At 45.3% G+C, this 22,348-nt stretch carries 18 protein-coding genes and 1 riboswitch; of the genes, 4 read left to right on the forward strand and 14 right to left on the reverse strand.

Going from position 1 to position 22,348, the window contains the following annotated elements; all coding sequences use genetic code 11:
* Positions 1–61: 61 nt before the first annotated feature.
* From L1D23_RS20895 to L1D23_RS20945, 11 genes are all read right to left on the reverse strand, one after another.
* Complete coding sequence (locus L1D23_RS20895) at positions 62–523, reverse strand: MSHA biogenesis protein MshF (protein ID WP_239871329.1); 462 nt, start codon at positions 521–523, stop codon at positions 62–64.
* Position 524: 1 nt separating this feature from the next.
* The gene (locus tag L1D23_RS20900; protein WP_239836346.1) at positions 525–1,745 is read right to left on the reverse strand and encodes a type II secretion system F family protein; all 1,221 of its coding nucleotides are present in this window, start codon (positions 1,743–1,745) and stop codon (positions 525–527) included.
* An 8-nt stretch (positions 1,746–1,753) separates the two neighbouring features.
* A complete protein-coding gene (locus tag L1D23_RS20905) occupies positions 1,754–3,478 on the reverse strand; it encodes a type II/IV secretion system protein (RefSeq protein ID WP_239871332.1) in 1,725 nt (574 codons plus the stop codon).
* Complete coding sequence (locus L1D23_RS20910; protein ID WP_239871335.1) at positions 3,468–4,505, reverse strand: tetratricopeptide repeat protein; 1,038 nt, start codon at positions 4,503–4,505, stop codon at positions 3,468–3,470. The genes L1D23_RS20905 and L1D23_RS20910 overlap by 11 nt, the downstream gene beginning before the upstream one ends.
* Positions 4,502–5,347 (reverse strand): AAA family ATPase, encoded by an 846-nt coding sequence (locus L1D23_RS20915; RefSeq protein ID WP_239871338.1) that lies wholly within the window; start codon positions 5,345–5,347, stop codon positions 4,502–4,504. The genes L1D23_RS20910 and L1D23_RS20915 overlap by 4 nt, the downstream gene beginning before the upstream one ends.
* Positions 5,348–5,353: 6 nt before the next feature.
* Positions 5,354–6,985: a pilus (MSHA type) biogenesis protein MshL gene (gene mshL, locus L1D23_RS20920; protein WP_239871341.1), complete on the reverse strand. Its 1,632-nt coding sequence runs from the start codon at positions 6,983–6,985 to the stop codon at positions 5,354–5,356.
* A 15-nt stretch (positions 6,986–7,000) separates the two neighbouring features.
* A complete protein-coding gene (locus L1D23_RS20925; protein WP_239835109.1) occupies positions 7,001–7,297 on the reverse strand; it encodes an MSHA biogenesis protein MshK in 297 nt (98 codons plus the stop codon).
* Between the two features lie 19 nt (positions 7,298–7,316).
* Entirely contained in the window at positions 7,317–7,967 is a 651-nt protein-coding gene (gene gspM, locus L1D23_RS20930; RefSeq protein WP_239871344.1) for a type II secretion system protein GspM, read from the reverse strand.
* The gene (locus L1D23_RS20935; RefSeq protein ID WP_239871349.1) at positions 7,967–9,406 is read right to left on the reverse strand and encodes an MSHA biogenesis protein MshI; all 1,440 of its coding nucleotides are present in this window, start codon (positions 9,404–9,406) and stop codon (positions 7,967–7,969) included. The genes gspM and L1D23_RS20935 overlap by 1 nt, the downstream gene beginning before the upstream one ends.
* Entirely contained in the window at positions 9,403–11,418 is a 2,016-nt protein-coding gene (gene csrD / locus L1D23_RS20940) for an RNase E specificity factor CsrD (protein WP_239871351.1), read from the reverse strand. Before csrD ends, L1D23_RS20935 begins: the two co-directional genes overlap by 4 nt.
* 150 nt (positions 11,419–11,568) lie before the next feature.
* Positions 11,569–12,114 (reverse strand): single-stranded DNA-binding protein, encoded by a 546-nt coding sequence (locus tag L1D23_RS20945; protein ID WP_239835105.1) that lies wholly within the window; start codon positions 12,112–12,114, stop codon positions 11,569–11,571.
* A gap of 281 nt (positions 12,115–12,395) precedes the next feature.
* Between L1D23_RS20945 and L1D23_RS20950 the strand changes: the two genes are divergently transcribed.
* The 4 genes from L1D23_RS20950 (at position 12,396) to L1D23_RS20965 (ending at position 18,829) form a co-directional block, all read left to right on the forward strand.
* Positions 12,396–13,043, forward strand: coding sequence for a LuxR C-terminal-related transcriptional regulator (locus L1D23_RS20950; RefSeq protein ID WP_239871354.1), 648 nt, complete (start codon positions 12,396–12,398; stop codon positions 13,041–13,043).
* 119 nt (positions 13,044–13,162) lie between these two features.
* On the forward strand, positions 13,163–14,035 hold the full coding sequence (gene galU, locus L1D23_RS20955) for a UTP--glucose-1-phosphate uridylyltransferase GalU (RefSeq protein ID WP_239835103.1): 873 nt from the start codon (positions 13,163–13,165) through the stop codon (positions 14,033–14,035).
* A gap of 135 nt (positions 14,036–14,170) precedes the next feature.
* A complete protein-coding gene (uvrA, locus tag L1D23_RS20960) occupies positions 14,171–16,993 on the forward strand; it encodes an excinuclease ABC subunit UvrA (RefSeq protein WP_239871357.1) in 2,823 nt (940 codons plus the stop codon).
* Between the two features lie 63 nt (positions 16,994–17,056).
* The gene (locus tag L1D23_RS20965; protein ID WP_239871360.1) at positions 17,057–18,829 is read left to right on the forward strand and encodes a PglL family O-oligosaccharyltransferase; all 1,773 of its coding nucleotides are present in this window, start codon (positions 17,057–17,059) and stop codon (positions 18,827–18,829) included.
* On the opposite strand, the gene thiQ is transcribed toward L1D23_RS20965, so the two are convergent.
* Genes thiQ through thiB form a run of 3 tightly spaced genes read right to left on the reverse strand, consistent with a single transcriptional unit; the run spans position 18,821 to position 22,148 of the window.
* The gene (gene thiQ, locus L1D23_RS20970) at positions 18,821–19,558 is read right to left on the reverse strand and encodes a thiamine ABC transporter ATP-binding protein (RefSeq protein ID WP_239871363.1); all 738 of its coding nucleotides are present in this window, start codon (positions 19,556–19,558) and stop codon (positions 18,821–18,823) included. The two genes, L1D23_RS20965 and thiQ, sit on opposite strands and share 9 nt — an antisense overlap.
* Positions 19,542–21,146, reverse strand: a complete 1,605-nt coding sequence (gene thiP / locus L1D23_RS20975; protein ID WP_239871367.1) for a thiamine/thiamine pyrophosphate ABC transporter permease ThiP — start codon at positions 21,144–21,146, stop codon at positions 19,542–19,544. The genes thiQ and thiP overlap by 17 nt, the downstream gene beginning before the upstream one ends.
* 9 nt (positions 21,147–21,155) lie before the next feature.
* Positions 21,156–22,148: a thiamine ABC transporter substrate binding subunit gene (gene thiB / locus L1D23_RS20980; RefSeq protein ID WP_239871370.1), complete on the reverse strand. Its 993-nt coding sequence runs from the start codon at positions 22,146–22,148 to the stop codon at positions 21,156–21,158.
* A 53-nt stretch (positions 22,149–22,201) separates the two neighbouring features.
* Positions 22,202–22,315, reverse strand: a riboswitch (TPP riboswitch).
* Positions 22,316–22,348: the final 33 nt, after the last annotated feature.

A 22,348-nucleotide genomic window follows, 5' to 3' on the forward strand; every position in this document is an offset into this window, starting at 1 on the left:
TTTACTACAACATATTATACGAAATATCCGCAATATAGCTATCGCAAATACGTCAATACAATCACTTGGCCGAGAAGCCGACACTCACGGTAAAATTATTATCCACGAGCTGTATATGAATCGACTTTCCATAATTAAAAATATACTCACATCGATAATTATTTAATTCAGAACGCTCCACAACTTTAGACGGTGCTACCCCTAACACTCTTTGTTCTGGATATAATAACGAAAACCAACTCTCACATGCTGTTCTAGTCTGTTCACGGTTTGGGATAACCCAACCATGCTTTGAAAACAAAAGGTTTTCAGTATCTACCACTAAGTGCTCTCGTTGGCCATTCAACATCCATTGCTGCTTATAGAAGCTCGCTCTTTCTATCATTCTTTTACTCGCCAGTAAAAATGCAGCATCATCAACATCTTCTTCTAATTTCTCGATTATCAGAACAAAGCTCAGTATTAGAATAATGATTACCAACAACCAAACAACGAACCTAGAGCGTTCAATATTACTCGACATATTAACCTTGAATTGCGTCTAACATGCCCCACATTGGTAGGAATATACCCAATGCAAGTATTAATACCATGCCCGCAACCACTACTAATAATATAGGCTCAATTCGTGCCGTCAGTGTTTTCAAATCATAATCGACTTCACGATCATAAAAATCAGCGGCTTCAAGCAAAAGCTCGTCAATCCGACCGGTTTCCTCTCCCACCGACAACATCTGCAGAACCAAAGGGGTAAATACCTGACTGTTGCTCGCTGTCGATGAGATCGTTCCGCCTGCTTCAATCGAAGATTTCATCTCCAACAGACGATTTTCTAGATATCTATTTTCAAGCGCTTCTGCGGACAGAGCGAGTGATTGGTTAAGTGGGACACCTGCCTTCAACATCAGAGCAAACGTACGGGAAAAACGCGCCAGCTGGGCACGATTTACCAGATCACCAATGATCGGCATACGCAAGCGAAACTTGTCCCAACGTTCTTGGCCTTTAGCTGTCTTGACCCAAGCTTTGAACGCAAAGATCAGACTCACGATCCCAGCCAACATAAATGCCCAATAGTTCACAAAGAAGTCGGATGTCGCAATGATAATTCGAGTAGGTAAGGGTAAATCGACGCCAAAACGAGAAAACATGCTAGCGAACTGTGGGATAACCTTTACATTAAGGATAAACAACGCCACGACAATGAAACTGATCACAAAAGTGGGGTATCGCATTGCCGTTTTAATCCGCTTTCGCGTCTCCACTTCCTGCTCATAGTAGTTAGCCAGTTGCATCAAAGCCTGATCCAATCGACCAGTGTTTTCCCCCACATTAATCATAGAAACAAATAGAGGGCTAAAGACCTTAGAATGCATCTGCATGGATGCCGATAAACTTCGTCCATTAGTCAGCTCTTGCGTTACTTCTTCTAATGCCTCTTTTAACTGCTTATTAGCGCTATTTTGCGTCAAGCCTTTCATTGAACGCAGCAAAGGAACACCAGCTTTGGTCAAGCTGTATAACTGACGACAGAAAATCACCAGCACTTCCAAAGGGATCGAGGGTTTAAATATCGACCGGAGATCAATATCAAATGAGCTGCCGCCTGAACCCTGTGTAATAGCGGTAGGAATGACACCTTTATTGATAAGCGATTCAGCCGCCGCCTCTTCATTGGGCGCTTCAACCTGCCCAGCCGCAGCTGAACCATCTAGATTACGTCCCTGATAGCTAAATACTGGCATCATTCTCCCTATAAGTAGATCGCTTCAACAGAGCCAGAAGCATCGCCTTCTCCAAGATTCATCACTTCGTCTAAGCTAACGATCCCCTGTAAAGCAAGCTCCATAGCAGAGGCAAGCAGAGGTTTATAACTTGCCGACTGACGAGCAACAATGGAGAAACCCACAGCATCATTAGCTCGTAGCTTATCCATCATCTCCTGTTCAAGTTCAAGCATTTCAAAGACACCGATACGACCCTGATAACCAGTCAGGTTACAGTTTTGGCATCCACGCCCTTTAACAAAAGTCGCTTGCTCTTGGTTTGGGAAACGTTGTGCTAGCCACTGTCTACGTGCGTCTTCCACATCATCATCCGTTTTACAGTCAGGGCAAACCTTACGAACTAGACGCTGGGCAACCACTGCTCGAACGGCACTGGCTACCAAGTAACCCGGAGCTCCCATATCCATCATCCGAAGCGCACTATCCACCGCATCATTAGTATGCAAAGTACTCAATACCAAGTGGCCCGTCAGCGCCGCACGTAAGCCAATTTCAACCGTTTCTTGATCACGCATCTCCCCAACTAGAATGATATCTGGATCCTGACGAAGGAAGGTTCTCAGGATGGTGGAGAAATCGAGGTCAATTTTAGGGTTCACCTGCACTTGGTTAACACGCGGTAAGCGGTATTCTACCGGGTCTTCTGCGGTGATAATTTTCTTACCGGGTTCGTTCAGTTCACTCAAGGCACCATATAGTGTGGTGGTTTTACCTGAGCCTGTTGGTCCCGTCACCAGTATCATGCCGTGCGGGCGGCGAAGCTGCCGTCTTAGACGAACCAATAAATGGTTCGGAATACCTGACTCTTCAAGCTTTCTCACCCCTGTAGACTGGTTGAGAAGACGCATCACCACTGATTCACCATGCTGGACAGGCATGGTTGACATACGAATATCGACCGACTGACCTTTAGCACGTATATTGAAGCGTCCATCTTGTGGTAACCGTTTTTCGGAGATGTCCAAGTTAGCCATGAGCTTGAGGCGCAGTACCAAAGCCGGAGCAACATTAACTTCATTCAGTAAGGTCTCGTGTAACACGCCATCAATACGCTGACGCAAACGCAGCACATTGGCATCAGGCTCAATATGAATATCTGAAGCTCCAACTTGAATGGCATCTTCAAATAACGAGTTAATCAGTTTTACAACTGTAACTTCGTCACTGTCTTCATCCTCGATACTGAAATCAAACGCTTCATTGACCTGATGTTCAGCCTGAAGTTGCTCAGCAAAAGAAGCAATTTCTTTGGTTCGTCGGTAATAACGGTCAAAGCCATCCACCAGTTGTTTTTCTGGCGCAATAACAAATTCGATACTGTAGTTAGGTAACTGACCCAGTAACGCTTCTTGGGCAAAAAGATCCGCCGGATCACTCATAGCGACTCTTAGCGTATCCCCTTGACGCCCAATAACCAAAGTCCTCAAACGGCGGGCATGTACTTCGGGCAGTAGCTGTACCGCGTCGGCATCAACATTTGCACGGCTCAGGTCAATGAGAGGGACGTCAAGCTGCTGAGAAAGGAAAGTCAGCATTTGATGTTCCGTTAAGAAGCCAAGCTCAATCAGAGTTGCTCCCAGTTTTCTGCCTGTGCTTTTCTGTGCCGCTAGTGCCTCTTCGACTTGAGACTCAGTAATAATCCCTTCTTCGACGAGCAGATCACCAAGACGCTTCCTAAGTTTAATTTGCATCTGGCTGCTCCTTTAAACGGCTGATAAGGGATAAACGGTCACGAATAAACTGCTGCGACTGACTGGATAACCCCAGCTTAGTTAAAGCTTGCTGGTAGGCTTCTTCGGCTTTGGCTAAGTTCAAAGCCCGTTCTTGTTGAATACCTAAGCCAAGCCACCATCGCCCACTATCAGGTTCCAGCGTCACTAAACTCTGATAGCTACTGAGTGCAATGTCATCTTGCTTCGATTTCTGAGCTAACGCTGCTCGAAGAGATAAATACTCTACCGGTGCCTTTTGAGGCACATGCACCAAAGCCGTTAAAGCCGCTTCATTTTGCTGCTCTTTGATGAGCAGTTTAGCTAACGACATCCGCAGAGCACTCTCTTCTTTATCAATTTGAATGCCTTTACGTAAAATATCGACCGCCTTACGGACCTCTCCTTTACCGTAATAAAGTGCAGATAGCTTTTTACGATATTTAACGTTATCAGGCGCATAACGCAGCGCTTCTTGATAATACTTAAGTGCTTCAGTCAGGTTATTGTTATCCAGTGCTTTTTTCGCTCGACTTTGCGCTTTCTTTGCTAACTGAGCAGGGGACAACTCCACTTGTTGAATGACAACTTGCCCCTGAGCCACTTTCACTGAAGGAGCAGCAATGCTAGCCTCTTTTATTGTTGCCGGTTCAGGCTCAACGCTTGCTTTTGCTGCCTCTACTTCATTGAGGAGAGGATTCAATTTACTGACCAGACGAGGCTGTGAAAGATAAATAGTGTCGCTACTTACCGATGATTTCGATGTCGGTGAGGAAATAGGTTCATTCGCTTTCTCAACTCCGACGGCGGGCAAAGGTTGAGGATCAATAACTGGAATCTGACTTGAAATAGCCCATCCCCCGACCGCTAAACTTAAGCCAAAGCTGCCTACCACCCAAGGCAAAACCTTAAGTTGTTTCACAGGTTTTACGTTCGCTTTAACCACTTGCTCTGGCTTAGTTGACTGATTATCGGCTAGTTCAGAAAGCGCATTGTTAATCGCACTCATGATAAACTCCAGCCCCAAATTAACGGGATTCTAAATTTTGGTTTGCAGCTGTCATACGTATCATGGATAGCATTAAACAACTGTTGGTTGCTGACAGTCAGTTCATCTTGACTACACGCCAGAACCAAACACTTATGGCAGATTTGATTGATCAACCTCGGAATACCTCGGCTCGCTTTCCAAATGGCTTTTTTCTGATTAACCGTGAAGATACCAGCTTCCCCACCGGACTTTTCTAATCGATTGTCGATGTACGCCACCACTTCAGAAACCGTCAGCGTTCTTAGCCGTGCACTAAAAGTAATACGCTGCCTAAGTTGGCGCAGGTGATGCTGCTCTAATCGCTCATCCAACTCAGGCTGACCCAGCAAGACAATTTGTATCAGCTTATGGTATTCCGTCTCTAAGTTGCCAAATAAACGTAATACTTCCAGCGCTTCATCGCTTAAGGCTTGCGCTTCATCCACAAATACCACCACCTGAGAGCCATTTCGCGCAAACTCTATAAGTTTAGCTTGAATATCCTCGACCAGCGTTGTGTCTGCAGTGATGCTAACTTCGAGCTCAGTCGCAATGGCTCGCCTGAGTTCATCACCGCTCAGAGCAGGGTTAGGTAGGTAAACAAGCTGAACGGCCTGACTCAGTTGGTTCACCAAGATCCGGCACACCATGGTTTTTCCGGTTCCTACTTCTCCGGTGATCTTGATCAGACCTTCTCCCATTTCTATCGCGGATTGAACCGTCTGAATCGCCTCATAATGAGGCTCCACCCCTAAGAACAATTCAGTGTTCGGGGTTAAGTGAAATGGAAACTGAGTTAATCCAAAATGCTCCAAATACATAGGCGATTATTGCTCATCAGGGAACCATTCCTGAAGTAAATCTCTAGATCTTTCGAGCTCTTTTTGCCACGTATTTACTCCCACAACGGTAGGTTTAAGTAAGATCACTAATTCAGTTTTCTCTGTGTACTGCGTAGTATTGCGGAACAAGTGACCCAATGCCGGCACATCACCAAGGAATGGCACTTTGGAAGTTCGCTCTAGAGTATTTGACTTCATCAAACCTCCGATGACAACCACATCCCCATCTTGAGCACGAATCACAGAGTCCGACTCGCGAATAGAGCTGGTCGCCAGCGGTAAAGAAACCGTATCCGAGCCATTGGTAATGTTTTTTTCTTCTTCTGTCACATCAATAACCGCGGGATGAACATGCAAAAGCACACTGCCATCATTGTCAATCTGGGGGGTCACATCAAGAGAGATCCCTGAGAAGAACGGCGTTAATTCAATATCCGTGCTGGTTGTCGATGTTGTACTGCCGGAATCGACGTTCGTCGAAAAGTCCGTCACAAAGTAACTGTCCGTACCGACTTTGATCACCGCTTTTTGGTTATTCGAAGCTGTCACTCTTGGGCTAGAGAGTACATTCAAGTCACCTTGAGTCGACATAAAGCTAATAACGGCATCAAAACTGCCGCTAGAGATGACTAAGTTGGACTGCCCCCCTAGCAAAGTCCCTATCGCATCCAAACCAGGTAATGTAGCTGCTGTCCCAGGGTTTCCTTGACCAATCGTGTAGTTAGTCCCATTCGAAGTAAATGCCTTCGACCAATCGATCCCTTGCTGGTAGCCATCACTCAACGTCACTTCCAAGATTTTCGCTTCTAGGATCACTTGTCGATGTAGTCTTTGCTGTGAAACCCCAATAAAGCTTTTCACTTCCCGGATTTCATCAGGGAAAGCTCGAATCGTGATCACACCAGCTTGTGGGGTAGTCACCACACTTTGCCCTTGACCAGAGCCAATCAGCTGACTCACCGCTTGTTCTAACTGAGGCCAAAAGTCACTTTCACTGGTGGTTTCAATTTCCGTCCCTCCTTTTGATGAAGTGGTACTCGAGCTGCCCGAGCTGGAAGTATCCGAATCCGAACTGGAAGATGATGAACTGGAAGAGCTACTGTTAGTGATGGTGCCTGTGGTGATGGAGGTCAGCGAGCGACCGCTACGTTTAAATTGCAAGTAATCAACCGGGATAGTCACTGTTCTTAGACCTGCTGGGTATATCTGGATAACTTTCCCTGTTGTTTCAATTTGATAGCCATAAAGGTCTTGCACCACAGACAACACTTCGTCCAATGTCACATCCGTTAAATTGACTGTGATACTGCCTGATACTTCTGGGTGCAAAGCAACACTAAATTCTGTACCTCTAACCAAGCTAGCAAAAAAAGCTTTAGCATCAACATCATTGGCTTGGATTCTAAAGCGCTTTACTGTTTCAAAGGTAGTGCTTGCTGCCCCCTCTAGGTCAGGCATTAGATCTGCTTCAACAGAAGGTGGCAATTCATCTAAACTGCGGCTGCCTGATTGATTAATCGCTTCATTGAGCGCATCTTTAGCTTCCACTGGCTCACGATGGCCCATAGAACAACCGACTAATGACGCAACAGTAATTGCTACAACGAGTTTACGCATACGATTCCAATCACCTTACTGTTTTATATCCAGAGTAAATAGCTCTAACTTCCACTGCTTGCCCGCTTTGACTAGCGTAACAAGCTCCGGCCCAATGTAACTCACGGTGTAACCATTAACCGTTTCTCCTACTAATGCCACTTGATTGTTCAGAACGGCCTGACATTGTGCAATCTCTCGGCAAACGATACTTTGCAGCATCGGAACGGGTTGGTCAGTTATCTTAGAGGCAGGCTTAGCCTCTTGTGGCTTTTGCCAACCCAATGGGGCTGTCGGGTCCTGCGAAGCGAGGAGTATCGATGAGTAAGCCATCAAAATTACCATAATGCATCTAACCACCGATAAACTCCTGTCTTGTACCCAGTGTATACACTTCAAGTATTAAACGTGCTGTCGGGTATTCCTCTACGGTATAGCTGAAGCTTCTCCAATAGTACTTAACAGGCAAAGACTCTAGTGTGTTGAGATAAGTCAGAATCGAAAAATAGCTGCCAGTTAGTTCTATTTTGACCGGATGTAGATAATATCCAGTCCGAGTTTGGTTATCGACGCCACCTGTAATGGGTTCTGCGGTCATTGATTCAAGTGACACCAGTTTTAGCCCTTGTGTACCTGTTAAGACATCTTCTAATAAACGAGCCATCTGACTAGGAGAAATCAGGTTTTCTATTATCTCTGCTAACTGCTGTGATAATTGCTGACTCTCTGTCAGCAGCTTCTTGTATTCCAAATCAATCTTCTGATTAGGGTCTCGCTTAAGTTTAGCGGTTACCAACAAAATATCCGCTTCTAAGCGCTGCACATTCTGCTTAGATGAGCTGACTTGCCCAGATAAGGACTGGTTGGCTTTCAAGATAGGTTCAACGAGCCAAACCAACAAAGTCAGGCTAATAATCACGATGCCACAAAGGGTTAGTAACCACTTTTCTCGTCGACTTAAAGTATTAAATTTATCATTGAGTTGGAGCCAAAATTGCTGCATTACTTGGGCTCCTGCTTAGTGATGAGTTCAAACGTCACAATATCATCATCGTTACGACCAATTTTAAGCTTTTCAAATGTACGTCCGACAAGGTTCACTTCGGACTTAAATTGATTGACCCAATTCGGAATGGCTTTAGCCTCACGCGCAAGCCCTTGTAAATCCATGGTATTGGAATCGATAAAAATATGGCTCAGTGAAATGTCTTGTCTTCCCAGCTCTGCCAATGCGCGCATGACTCCTGAATATCCAATTTGCTGGGATTGATCAAACTCATTGACGGCTTTTAATGACGCGCGTTTCGCTTGAATCTCAAGCTTCAACCGGGCAACAGCAGCGATTTTAGCGGCTGAGGGCTTATGTTTTGCAAGACGCTGATTCAAGCCTGAAAGTTGTTGCTCAAGCTTCACTTGCTGTGCCCTGTGGTCTTCGAGCTCTTGCTCAAGCTGAATTTGTTGAACGTAAAGATAAGCAAAAGCGCTGAGTAACACTGTCGTTACCGCCCCCCAAGCCAAAACAACATTGGTGAGCGTAAAGTTTTCTTTTTTGGGCTTAAGAGAATCAGGGAAAAGATTCACCGCACTTTCACTGAGTTGATCAGCATACTCAATCAGAATATCCCCTGATTCACGCTCATCCTCACTTAACCCAGCGACTTTGACACTCAAGCGTTCACTCAATGCTTCAACCAACTCTTGCTGGTCTTCTTCATCACAACAGACTTTCATTTTGTGGAGAGAAGCTCCACGCAATTGCGAAGAGAGGTAATCAATCGAACGCTGTAACTCCAAAGCGATTCCATCAAGCTGGAGAATGCTGGTCGCCACCCCAGTCAACGGAGAAGCTACCCCACGAATCGTTCTTTGGAAAGCACAGTGATGGTCAACAAAAGCACTGACTCGAAAGCTACTTTGCTTACTGCGCTGTAAAAGTAAAAAGCTTGATAACTCGCCCGCGGATATCCCCCATACCTCATCTTCAACTAAGACTCGGTTTAGCTGAATATGATGAGCAGACAGGCTTTGTTGCAGGCCGACAATCAGACTTTTAGGGGCAACATAGACTTGAAGTTTATTGCCCACTGGAAGGTGCACCGCATCAGCAACGATGTCCGTTACTTTTTCACTGATCAGGTCTTTAAGTAAAAACGGGAGTGCGCTTACCAACTCTGCATCTGGAATGTTGGGTTTATCGATTTGATAGGTTTGGTAGAATTTAGAGTTCAGAACAATATCAAGATGAAGATCCGTTAACTTGGACCGCACCAAGGTTTTAAGCAGTGTTTCTTGCCAAGAGTTGCCTTCCACCATCACTTTAGATGGCAGTTTTCCCTCAGCTAATGCTGAAAAATACAACTCGCCGGGTTGGACAACAACGGTCAGGTTTAAACCAACTCGTTTATTATGACTAAACTTTCCGATCAAGGATTGGATATTCATTTACTGCTAACTTTTCGCCACCGGTTGCGACGACCAATTTGCACTTTACTGGTCGTCATGACTTTCTTTTCAGTTTCAACTTTAGGTAATAGCTGTTGCTCAGACTGAAAATAACGTCCTTGCACCCCTTGTACTCCTAAAGCCAGCATTGTTTTATACTCTTGTTTATTGTCGACACCCACGGCAATAACTTGAGTTTTAAGCCCTTCACAAGCTCCTAGCAAGCTACGTACAAATAACTGGTTTTCATCTCGCTGATCTATTTGTTTCACTAGACTTCTATGCAGCTTCAAAAAATCAATGGGCAGATCTTTTAAATAATGAGTACTTACTATAGAGCGACCTGCCTGCCCAACAGTAACTCGACAACCCAATCCAGAAATCATTTTGATCACTGGACGCATATAATCGAGATGTTTGACTAGTCTCGCTTCCGCAAATTCAAAAATCAGCGACTTGCGTTGTTCTGATGTTAATTGTAGTAGCTCATATCGAAACCACTTCAAGTAATCACGATCAGCAAAAGGTACTACGTGAATATTGACAGAGTAACATATTCTTTTCTTTGACACTTTCAAAAACTGAGCGACTGCCGAAAAAACAGCGCGATCCAAAACGGACTCATAACCCACAGATTCTATTGCAGAATTAAATCGCGATGCTTTTATCAATCCCTTATCAGGATCATTGATACGGACAAATAGCTCTGAATGCTCAAAGATTCTGTCTTTATGTGAGTCCAGTAAATAACAAGGTTGATAGAAAATATAAAGCTGGTCCGGCTTAAGCACTAAATCGAATAGAGTACGCCAACGCACACTACCTCGCTCATCATCATGCGTGACCAATTTATTAAACTTATTCCAAGTATTTACACGTTGTAATTGGGCACTTTTAAGAGCGGTTTCAGCTTCATCTAAAATACGTCCTTGGCTCTCTCCTTCCCTGTACATACTGACACCAATATGCACCCAGTTTTCTTTATCCAAAGGAGAGGGAGGTGATAATTTAGTCAATTGCTTTAAGCTATTTATCGCTATTTGTGACACCTCTTTACTGCTTAAATGAGGGGCAAAAATGGCAAAATCAGACTCGTAATAACGAGAAAGAATCACATCAGGGTAACGTTGAATAATATTATTTAAGCTATCACCAATATCGACAACAAACTCATCAGCGACCTGCTTGCCAGATTCTTCCTGCAATTGCTCCCAATCGTCAATACGCAGCAGCAAAACACCGCCATGTGAACCATGCTCAGACAAAGCCGCTTCCAATTTACTGTCAAACAGGACACGGTTAGCCGCACCAGTTAATGGATCAAGGAAGGTTTGGGTACGAATAAATGTATCAAAGCGACTTCTTTCTTGACGTGCATCTTGTAGCTCTTCAATTAAGCAGTCTAATGCTTCACTGGCTGTATAGGGCCACTCTTTCATGTCCCCTTTCGCGTATTCTTCCACACGTCCGGCAAGAATCATTCTGCCCCGCTCCTCCAATAACTCAGAACCTGCAAGCTGTTCTTTCAACCACTTAACCCCACGCATTAAGCAAAAGATAATCAAGGCCACGGCCAATGTGATCGACCACAGAGCTTCAAGAGAATAACCGTAGCCTATGTATGGGGGGACAGCTTTAAAATGAAGGCGATAGCCAATATTGCGCTCCAGCTGATATTCAGTGTCATACAGCAAAGTGGTATCGACTTTCGAAGAAGTATCTTTATAACGGTATATCACACCGTTATCTGACAGGAGCTCCATTTCAACAATATTAGAGGCTTGAAGCATTTTGGGCATCCAACGCTGGAGTGAATAAGCCGCGTCAGGATCTTCCATTTCCTTATCCAATACTTCAACGATACCTTGCAGAGAATGATCTAAATACTCTTGCCCAAGTCGCTTAAAAGATAGGGTACCACCTAAAAATAGGATGAACATCGCACTGGTCACTATAACGGTGACAAACGCAACTAGGCGAGTGCTCAATTTTAAAGTAGGTGTGTACCTCATAGATAAAGAATTCCTTTTCTCAAAATAAGGTCGCGATAGCGCTGGCGGTCAGTTAACTATGTGATAAAAAAGACCACTAACTGATGAGTCTGTTTTTCTAACTATATAAAAAAGCCGCGAAATTCGCGGCTTTTTTCAGGATTCAATGATCTAGAATGGGATATCGTCATCAAAATCCATTGGAGGTTCATTGTATTGTGGCTGGCTTTGACTCGGCTGCTGTTGCGGCTGAGAGTATTGCTGCTGAGCAGGTTGGCTTTGCTGCATCGCTGGCTGTTGAGGCTGTCCCCAACCACCTTGCTGCTGAGGTTGACCCATTGGCTGACCTGATGCTCCCCCCTGCGGACGACCACCAAGCAATTGCATTTGACCAGCTGGCCATTGAACAACGACTTCAGTTGTGTAACGGTCTTGACCATTTTGGTCTTGCCATTTACGCGTTTGAAGTTGGCCTTCAATGTAGACTTGCGAGCCTTTACGTAGGTACTCACCCGCGACTTCAGCGGTCTTACCAAAGAGCACAATACGGTGCCATTCCGTTTTTTCACGCTGCTCGCCCGTATTTTTGTCTCGCCAAGATTCAGAAGTTGCAACGGTAATGTTCGCCACGGCACTACCGTTCGCAGTGTACTTAACTTCAGGATCCTGCCCTAGGTTACCCATAATGATAACTTTATTTACTCCACGGCTCGCCATGATTCGCTCCGTCTAAATTCTCTATTAACCTTAAAAATAGCGCACTAGGATAACACGCTTTAGCCTTCGAACAAATTGCAATCCACACCATGAGCTCACAAAGTCATCAGCCCAACTCAGGGCACATCTATTTTCGAGTAAATTCAATCTATTGTTCGATTGATAGATTTAATGATTACTTATCAATATGAAATTGAACGCAATCCTGTAAACTTGATTCGCACTGGTCAAATTTCTCATTCACTCTGCCAACACCTCAATTAAACCGAATGAAGAACCTTATGGCCAAAAACATTTACGCCCGAACTATCTACTTTCTTTGTGAAGATACATCGAAACCCCATCACCTTATCCATCAAGTAGAAAAGCTACTCAGTATCGACATTCCACGTATTGAGCCCAATGAACTCATGCTTGCCATGCAACAACATAAACATAAGATCCTAATGATAGATCACAACAATTATCAAAAGCTTAACAACCAGATTCGCGACCTCCCTCTGTCGAATAAAATGTTTGAGACGATCATTTTTAATGTCGAGAAAAGACTGACTACAGAAGAACTATTACGTTTTGGCAACCTCAAAGCCTTATTTTACCAAGAAGAGTCTATTGAAGCAGTCGCCAAAGGATGTGGTGAAGTCATTAACAGCCAAAACTGGCTGCCACGTAAGGTCGCCGCTCAGCTACTGCACTATTACCGCCATGTAGTATTAAGCCAGACCGCACCCGCGACAGTCGATTTAACAGCCCGCGAGATCCAAATTCTTCGCTGTTTAAAAACTGGCGCATCAAATATGCAGATTGCCGAAGACCTGTTTATCAGTGAGTTCACGGTGAAGTCTCATTTATACCAAATCTTTAAAAAGCTCTCGGTCAAGAATAGAGTGCAAGCCATCGCTTGGGCCAATCAACATATGATGTCTTAAATATAATCCAATGTGCAAAAACTCACGTTTTCGCTTCTATAGTCATTATTCATTCATGCAAAAAGTGATATGGTTGCGCCAGCTATATAAAAGACGAAATACAGATATAGGGTTTTAACATGATCAAAAAGTGCCTTTTCCCGGCAGCAGGCTATGGAACTCGCTTTCTCCCAGCGACCAAATCCATGCCTAAAGAAATGATGCCTGTCGTTAACAAGCCATTGATTGAATACGGTGTAGAGGAAGCGATTCAAGCCGGAATGAATGGTATGTGTATTGTCACAGGTCGTGGTAAACACTCGATCATGGATCACTTTGATAAAAACTACGAATTGGAACACCAAATCAGTGGGACGAACAAAGAAGAGCTCTTAGTCGATATCCGCGATATCATCGAAAGTGCTAACTTCACCTACATCCGGCAACGTGAGATGAAAGGGTTGGGCCATGCAATTCTGACTGGGCGTGAACTCATCGGTGATGAACCTTTCGCTGTAGTTCTGGCGGATGACCTTTGCGTCAACGAACAAGAAGGTGTGCTGGCGCAAATGGTGGCACTGTTTAAACAGTTCCGCTGCTCAATTGTTGCCGTACAAGAAGTGCCTGCTGATGAAACACATAAGTACGGTGTAATTTCAGGTGAAATGATCAAAGACGATATCTATCGCGTTGATGACATGGTTGAAAAGCCAGAACCTGGTACCGCCCCAAGTAACCTCGCTATCATTGGTCGCTATATCCTGACTCCAGATATCTTCGAGCTGATCGAAAATACCGAGCCAGGCAAAGGCGGTGAAATTCAGATTACAGATGCCCTTCTGAAACAGGCTAAAGCAGGCTGTGTACTGGCCTACAAATTCAAAGGCCAACGTTTTGACTGCGGTAGCGTTGAAGGTTACATCGAAGCCACTAACTACTGTTTTGAGAACCTTTACCTTAAAGACAGCAAGAAATCTGAGTTGGGTAAACAAAGTACAACCAAAGAAGCCTAATGGTTTATTTCTCTGTTTTCAAAGGCTGCTCTGTGAGTAGCCTTTTTATTACTGTTTTTTCATACAGTATTTTCTTTGAACATTTATCACTCTATGTAATACTTAGCCCACTTGTTTTTACATTGAGCGAGAGCAATGGATAAGATCGAAGTTCGCGGCGCACGCACCCATAACTTAAAAAATGTCAATCTGACTATCCCCCGAGATAAACTCATCGTCATTACTGGATTATCAGGTTCAGGTAAGTCATCACTTGCCTTTGATACTTTATATGCGGAAGGTCAGCGGCGCTATGTTGAGTCACTATCCGCTTACGCTCGTCAATTTTTATCTTTAATGGAAAAGCCAGATGTTGACCATATCGAAGGTCTATCCCCTGCCATCTCCATTGAACAAAAATCAACATCACACAATCCTCGCTCAACCGTCGGTACCATTACTGAAGTCTACGACTATTTACGTTTACTCTATGCACGAGTCGGTGAGCCCCGCTGCCCAGAACATAAGGTTCCACTCACCGCCCAAACCATCTCACAGATGGTCGATAAAGTATTGGAACTGCCAGCAGGCTCTAAAATGATGCTACTGGCTCCCATCGTTAAAGAGCGTAAAGGGGAGCATGTAAAAACACTAGAAAACCTCGCAGCGCAAGGTTTTATCCGTGCTCGTATCGATGGTGAAACCTGCGATTTATCGGATCCTCCGACCTTAGAACTGCACAAGAAACACACCATCGAAGTGGTCGTAGATCGCTTTAAAGTGCGCGATGACCTACAACAGAGGCTGGCAGAGTCCTTTGAAACCACACTGGAACTTTCTGGCGGTATTGCAGTGGTTGCGCCTATGGACGGTAATGGTGAAGAAGTGGTGTTTTCTGCTAACTTTGCTTGTCCGCACTGTGGTTACAGTATGCAAGAGTTAGAGCCAAGGCTTTTCTCATTCAATAATCCAGCGGGGGCGTGCCACACCTGTGATGGCCTTGGTGTGCAACAATACTTTGATCCCGCGAGAGTTATTCTTGATGACTCCTTAAGCTTGGCAGAAGGAGCCATTAGGGGGTGGGATCAAAAGAACTACTATTACTTCCAAATGCTCTCTTCCTTAGCTGAGCATTTTGATTTCGATCTTAAAGCACCTTTTAAGTCCTTACCGAAGAAAATTCGTGATGTAGTGCTGAATGGCTCGGGGCGAACTGAGGTTGAGTTTAAATACATCAATGATCGCGGTGATATTCGTGTGAAACGTCACCCATTTGAAGGGATACTGAACACTTTAGAACGTCGTTATCGAGATACAGAGTCAAATGCGGTCCGTGAGGACTTGGCAAAATATATCTCGACTCGTACCTGCTCTAGCTGTGAAGGCAGCCGTCTTCGTCTTGAAGCCCGTAATGTGTTTATTGGCGATACAACATTGCCCGAGATTGTTGAGTTAAGCATTGCCGATGCGCTCGGTTTCTTTGCTTCACTAGAGCTAAAAGGCCAAAAGGCTCAAATCGCAGAGAAAGTGATGAAGGAGATCAATGATCGTCTCCAATTCCTAGTAAACGTTGGCCTCAACTACCTCAACCTTTCCCGTAGTGCCGAAACTTTATCCGGTGGTGAAGCACAACGGATTCGACTCGCCAGCCAGATTGGTGCAGGGTTAGTCGGAGTCATGTACGTGCTGGATGAACCCTCCATCGGGCTACACCAACGCGACAACGAACGACTCTTGAATACCCTGACCCATCTACGTGATTTGGGCAATACCGTCTTGGTCGTTGAACACGATGAAGATGCAATTAGAATGGCGGATCATGTGATCGATATTGGCCCCGGCGCCGGGGTTCATGGTGGTAATGTAGTCGCAGAAGGCACCATGGAAGAGATTGTCGCCACTCCAGAGTCTCTAACGGGTCAGTACCTTAGTGGTGCGAAAAAAATTGAAGTGCCTAAACAACGCACTCCTATAAATAATAAAAAAGTGGTCGAGTTATTCGGTGCAACAGGCAACAACCTTAAAGATGTCACATTAACGATTCCAGTTGGCTTGTTTACCTGTGTGACTGGCGTTTCGGGATCAGGTAAGTCGACTTTGATTAACGATACTTTCTTTAAAATTGCCCACACTCAACTCAACGGTGCAACGACTGCGACCCCATCACCTTACCAAAAAATAAAAGGGCTAGAGCACTTTGATAAGGTCATCGACATCGATCAAAGCCCGATTGGACGCACACCACGCTCCAACCCTGCAACTTATACGGGGATCTTTACCCCGATTCGTGAATTATTTGCCGGCACTCAGGAAGCAAGATCTCGAGGCTATAAACCAGGTCGCTTCAGCTTCAACGTACGCGGTGGTCGCTGTGAAGCCTGTCAAGGTGATGGTGTAATCAAAGTAGAAATGCATTTCCTGCCTGATGTCTATGTACCTTGTGACGTATGTAAAGGAAAACGCTATAACCGCGAAACGCTGGAAGTTCATTACAAAGGCAAGACGATTGATGAAGTACTCGGAATGACGGTTGAAGATGCTCGCGAATTTTTCGACCCTGTGCCTGTTATTGCCCGTAAGTTGCAAACTCTGATGGATGTCGGTCTGTCATACATCCGACTAGGTCAGGCGGCAACGACCTTATCCGGTGGTGAAGCACAACGTGTTAAGCTAGCTCGAGAGTTGTCAAAGCGCGATACAGGCAAAACACTCTATATCTTAGATGAACCCACAACGGGCTTACACTTCCATGATATTCAGCAACTGTTAACTGTACTGCATCGTCTACGAGATCACGGCAATACTGTGGTTGTTATTGAGCATAACCTTGATGTGATTAAAACCTCAGACTGGATTGTGGATCTAGGTCCAGAAGGCGGGCAAGGTGGCGGTGAAATCATTGCCCAAGGCACACCTGAAGAGGTCGCTAAGGTCACAGGTTCTCATACCGCAAGGTTCCTCAAGCCTATGTTAAAATAACGAAAAGTAGTAAATTAAACAGACCAGAATTTGGTCTGTTTTCTTTTAAGGACATAATCATCGATGGCAACTACCCATTTAGCAGGGACAAGCTTAGAGCCTCAAGCGCCTAAACTTCCACTCACCAGGCCATTTCTTGTTTCTATTGCAATAGTGTTTCTGCTCGCAATGCACATTTTTATGCCTAACCCCGGAGGATCTGGGCTGGCATTGTCTTTTAATGCGACCACTTGGATTGCTGTCAGCCTTTCTCTCGCGTTAGGATTATATCAAGCAGGGACACAAGGGATACTGCGATACAACAAACTGACCATAGGGCTCTTCATTTGTTGTGTACTACTAACCATACCTGTGCTCTACCCCAAATCAGACTTTTCTTTATCTCAAGGCAAGCTTATCGGCCTTTGGGCAGGTTTTACCCTCTTTTTCGTGCTGCAACAATTTCGTTTCAGTAACAAACAAAAACAGCGTTTACTGTGGTTTATTACCATCGCGGTTTTCATTCAAGCCCTATTTGGTTGGGTACAATACTTCGTTCTTCAGCCTAATAATCTATTTGGCTACGATACCGCCCAAAATCGCCCCTATGGTATTTTTCAACAGCCGAACGTCATGGCGAGTTTTCTCGCAACAGGCCTAGTTCTTTCCGGATACCTACTCACTCGACACCCCAAAAAATATCACCGCCAACTCAGTGAAGTGCTACTACTCTACGTCATGCCTGTTGTGACAGTTCCACTTTTGATACTGATTGCTTCTCGCACCGGCTGGTTAGGCGCCTTGCTTGCTGTCATGTTGCTGTTACCTTACTTATACCGATTTGCCACAAAAAAGCGCTTTTGGGGATGGCTAGCCGCCATCTGCCTAGGTTTATCTATAGGTAGCAGTATTAATCTCCTGTCGGCTGGAGACTCTCTTGCCACGCAGCGCGCGAATCTGGAAGGCCCCCGACAGTACACCTTCCCACAAACTCTGGATATGCTAGTCGAGAAACCCTTCACAGGTTATGGCTACGGACGATTTGAGCCTGAATATATTGTCTACACGGCCCGCCAGCATCAGCTAAACCCTAGCTATCATCCAGGTTTGGCTGCGATGGATCACCCACATAATGAACTGCTCTATTGGGGAGTTGAAGGGGGGTTATTGCCTGTTTTAGCCATCATGCTTGCTGCCGTGATGGTGTTACTTCGGATATACAACGCGAAAAAAGGTACTCGCTTAGCTATGTTCGCTTTATTTGTCCCTATCGTTCTGCATAGCCAATTGGAGTACCCTTTTTACCATTCAGCCATCCACTGGATTACTTTTGTGGTTTTGCTCTTTTGGATAGATCAACGTGCTGGCTCATACCGTCTCGCATCCATTAGCATTGTCAGTAAAACACTCTTTCGAGTGATGAGCTTAATCGTACCCATCCTAGTCAGCTTCTATATGCAGACAGCCCTACATACCAACTATGTGTTGACGAAGTTTGAAACATCAACGCCTAAAGACCCAGACTTGCTCAATGAAGTGACTAATCCAATCGTTTGGAAAGACAGATACGATTGGGACATTTATAGCACCTATCTCAATATTGGCCTTTATCGTCAGGAAGCAAAGTTCATCCAGCCCTACATTGACTGGTCACTTCAGATTATTAAAGACAAGCCAAGGCCGGCGTTTTATAACAACTTAATCCTTGCTTACCAAGGCTTAGGCGACAGCGAACGTGCCGAGCAAATTCGCAGAGAAGCCCAATATCTATTTCCTGAACGAGATTTCTCACACGTACAGTATATTGCGCCAGATATTGATGCACTAAAAGCCGACAGCGAAAAGCAATTAGATTGAATTCAACCCTAAGTTAGCCAACGATGACTCACCAGCTTTGACAAAGCCGCTCAGAGCTGGATGGGCGTTCTGCTGAGACAAATGTTCTATCTTATCCGCAACCGCCACTTTTCCTTGGTCAACAAAGGCAAAATGCGAAGCAATAGCTTTAGCGTCACTGATATGATGAGTCACCATCACCACGGTAATATTGCGCTCTGCGGCTAATTGCTTAACTAGCCCGAGCATTTCTTCTCGTAATACCGGATCAAGCGCCGAGAAAGGTTCATCAAGTAACCAAATAGGATGAGGCTGAACAAAGCAACGAGCCAATGCGACACGCTGACGCTGCCCACCCGACAATTGCTCAGGTAACCGATCCAAATATTCCGCAATACCGACCTGCATTGCTGCGTGTTCCACTTCACTGGCTTGCTCAGAGTTGAGCTTCAACCCAGGGTGCAGGCCCAGTCCAATGTTTTCGCGTACTGTGAGGTGGGCAAACAGGTTATGCTCCTGAAATAGCATCGCAAAAGGACGTAGGTAAGGCTCTTTGCCCACAATCTCCAATCCACCAGCTTTGATACTGCCGCTTTCAGGTTCGATAAAGCCCGCAACCAAGGCCAGTAACGTTGATTTACCCGCCCCACTCGGCCCCATCAATGCGACCAGACTTCCCTGCTCAATATGTAAATCAAAATGGAATAGATCCTGATGGTAATAGTAATGTACATCATTGAGGCTCAACATAAGTCACCTTAGAGTTCGCCTTAAATAGGGTTTCAATCAGTGCAAAACAGCCAACACTGAGCAGTAACAGAGTGACTGACACTACAGCTGCTGCATCCATCTGATAACTGCCCAGCAATTGGAAAAGATACAACGGCAGCGTGCGGAACTCCTGACTACCAAACAGGGCAATCGCACTTAAATCTCCCACCGCAAACATAAAACTGATCGCGAAAGCATGAGCCATTGGCTTTTTCAGTGCTCGCCACTCAACAACGCGAAAGCGCTGCCAGCCTTTCATACCTAGACTTGCGCATACATATTGGTATTGCTGCTCGATATGCAGCATCGGCTGTGACAAGGTTTTGATCACGTAAGGCAAGCCCATCAAAGCATTCACCGCGACCACAATAAAAAACGCCAGACTAAACACATCTGTAAAAGACCGCAGTAGCAAGAATAACCCAGTAGATATCACCAAACCGGGCGTGACAAGAATGATCGTTCCCAGTAACTCAATCTGATCCGCATGACGTTTTTTTGCATTCAAACGCAATCGACGGCTGGTCAGCATTATTGCAATCCCTGCCGAGAGCGCGATACCGCTCGCCAATGTTGCCACTTTAAGTGACGACCATAACGCCAGCCAAAATCGTTGATCCGTAAACACTGATAGGGCTTCTGAGTTGAGGCCACTGAGCACCACCATCAGTAAAGGTGGCAGCACTAATAGCATACTCAGGCCAATCCAACTCCAATCCCAGATACGTGACCAGATGGAATCCTTGGCCATATAAAGGTTGTGACCTTGTGTACCTGAGCTCACAGCCACAGGCTTGGTCAAACGCTGCACTGCCAACGCCATAATGCCACACAATAGCATCTGCCATATCGCCAGTAATGCCCCTGCCTGCAAGTCAAAATCGAATTTGATCGCTTGATAAATCGCCAGTTCTATCGTGGTCGATTTCGGCCCACCACCGAGTGCCATTACCGTCGCGAAACTAGTAAAACACAGCATAAACACCAAGCCACACACGTGCGGCAACTGCTGACGCAAGCGAGGCCATTCGACCCACTTAAATTTATACCAATGGCCCATACCTAGATGAGTACACAGTTTATGCTGTTCAGCGGGAATAGACTCCAATGATTGCAATAGCAAGCGCGTTGCATAGGGCAGGTTAAAAAACACATGCGCCAGTAAAATACCGTTCAGACCGTAAATCGAAAATGGCAGTTTAGAATCAAACCATGCTAAAGCTGATGACAACAGACCGCTATTACCATAAATCGCCAGTAAGCCAAACACCCCAACCAATACAGGCAGTACTAATGTGGTGGCAAACAGCTTAAGCAGCAAAGATTTACCGGGAAAGGTGCGCCGAGATAGTGCGTGCGCAACAGGGACGGCTAAGCCAACACTGAGCAGAGTCGACAGGAACGACTGGTAAAAGCTAAACTTGGTGACATGCCAATAATAAGGGTCTGACCAAACCTGAGTGATATTCAGAGATGGGGCGGCAACTAATAAAGCACCGAGAGCAGAAACAACAAAGGCCGCGATAGCTATCGCGACCCAGAGTCCCAATTTTGGAATACTACGCAAAGCGTCTCCTTAGAAGGTTAAGGCACTTTGCCACTCACGTATCCAAGATTTTCGGTTTTGCGCCACTTCTTCTGCGCTAAAGCTCAAGGCTTTTTCAGGTACCGTCAGTGTCTCAAAGCCTTCAGGCAGTGCGACTTTAGTTACTGGGTACATCCAGTTGCCTGTTGGCATCAAAGACTGGAAGTCGTCGCTAAGGATAAACGTCATAAATTCATCGGCTAATTTTTCGTTTTTCGATGCTTTTACTTTAGCCGCCACCTCAACCTGAGTGTAATGGCCTTCGGCAAAATCAGCGGCGGCGTATTTGCTGTCGCTTTCTGCGATCAGGTGATACGCCGGTGAGGTCGTGTAAGACAACACCATGTCTGACTCACCTTCAAGGAACATAGAGTAAGCCTCAGACCAACCTTTGGTGACAGTGACGGTTTTCTTCGCCAGTTGTTGCCATGCAGGGGTGACGTCATCGCCATAGACAGATTTCATCCATAGCATCAAGCCTTGGCCCGGCGTTGACGTACGGGGATCCTGATAAATCACTTTCAGATCATCGCGTGATTCCACTAGTTCTTTAAGACTCTTTGGTGGATTGGTAAGCTTTTCTTTGTTGTAGACAAACGCAAAGTAACCGAAGTCATAAGGCACAAAAGTGCTGTCTTCCCAGCCATTAGGCAGATTGACCGATTTGGTATCAACCTTGTGCTCGGCTAGTAGCCCCGTTTTCTGCGCTTCTGCCATCAGGTTATTGTCTAAACCTAACACGATATCCGCTTTGCTGTTGTCACCTTCAAGGCGCAGGCGATTAAGAATAGAAACGCCATCATCAAGAGCAACAAAGTTCACATCACAGCCACATTGCGCTTCAAACGCTTTTTCCACTTTCGGGCCTGGGCCCCAATCCGCGGCAAAAGAATCGTAGGTATAAACGGTAAGGGTGTTATCTGCTGCCAATGCAGAAAAAGATGTCAGTGTGGCAACGGCGATGGTACTTAAAGTGGTTTTCACTGCTCGCTCTCTCCTTGGTTGAGCGGCACAGGTTTGAGGAAACATTGGCAGGGCAAATGTTCAGACTCAATTCCTACGCCAGCATTATCTGGTTCAGGTACACGGGTCCTGGGCTTTGCCCAATCTCAGCTTCATCTGTGCGATGAATAGCTCCCCGATGAGTATCGGCTGAATTGTAATCGTAATGTTGTCAATTAGCC

Source organism: Vibrio sp. Isolate24, from assembly GCF_022398215.1.
Classification (GTDB): Bacteria; Pseudomonadota; Gammaproteobacteria; order Enterobacterales; family Vibrionaceae; genus Vibrio; species Vibrio coralliilyticus_A.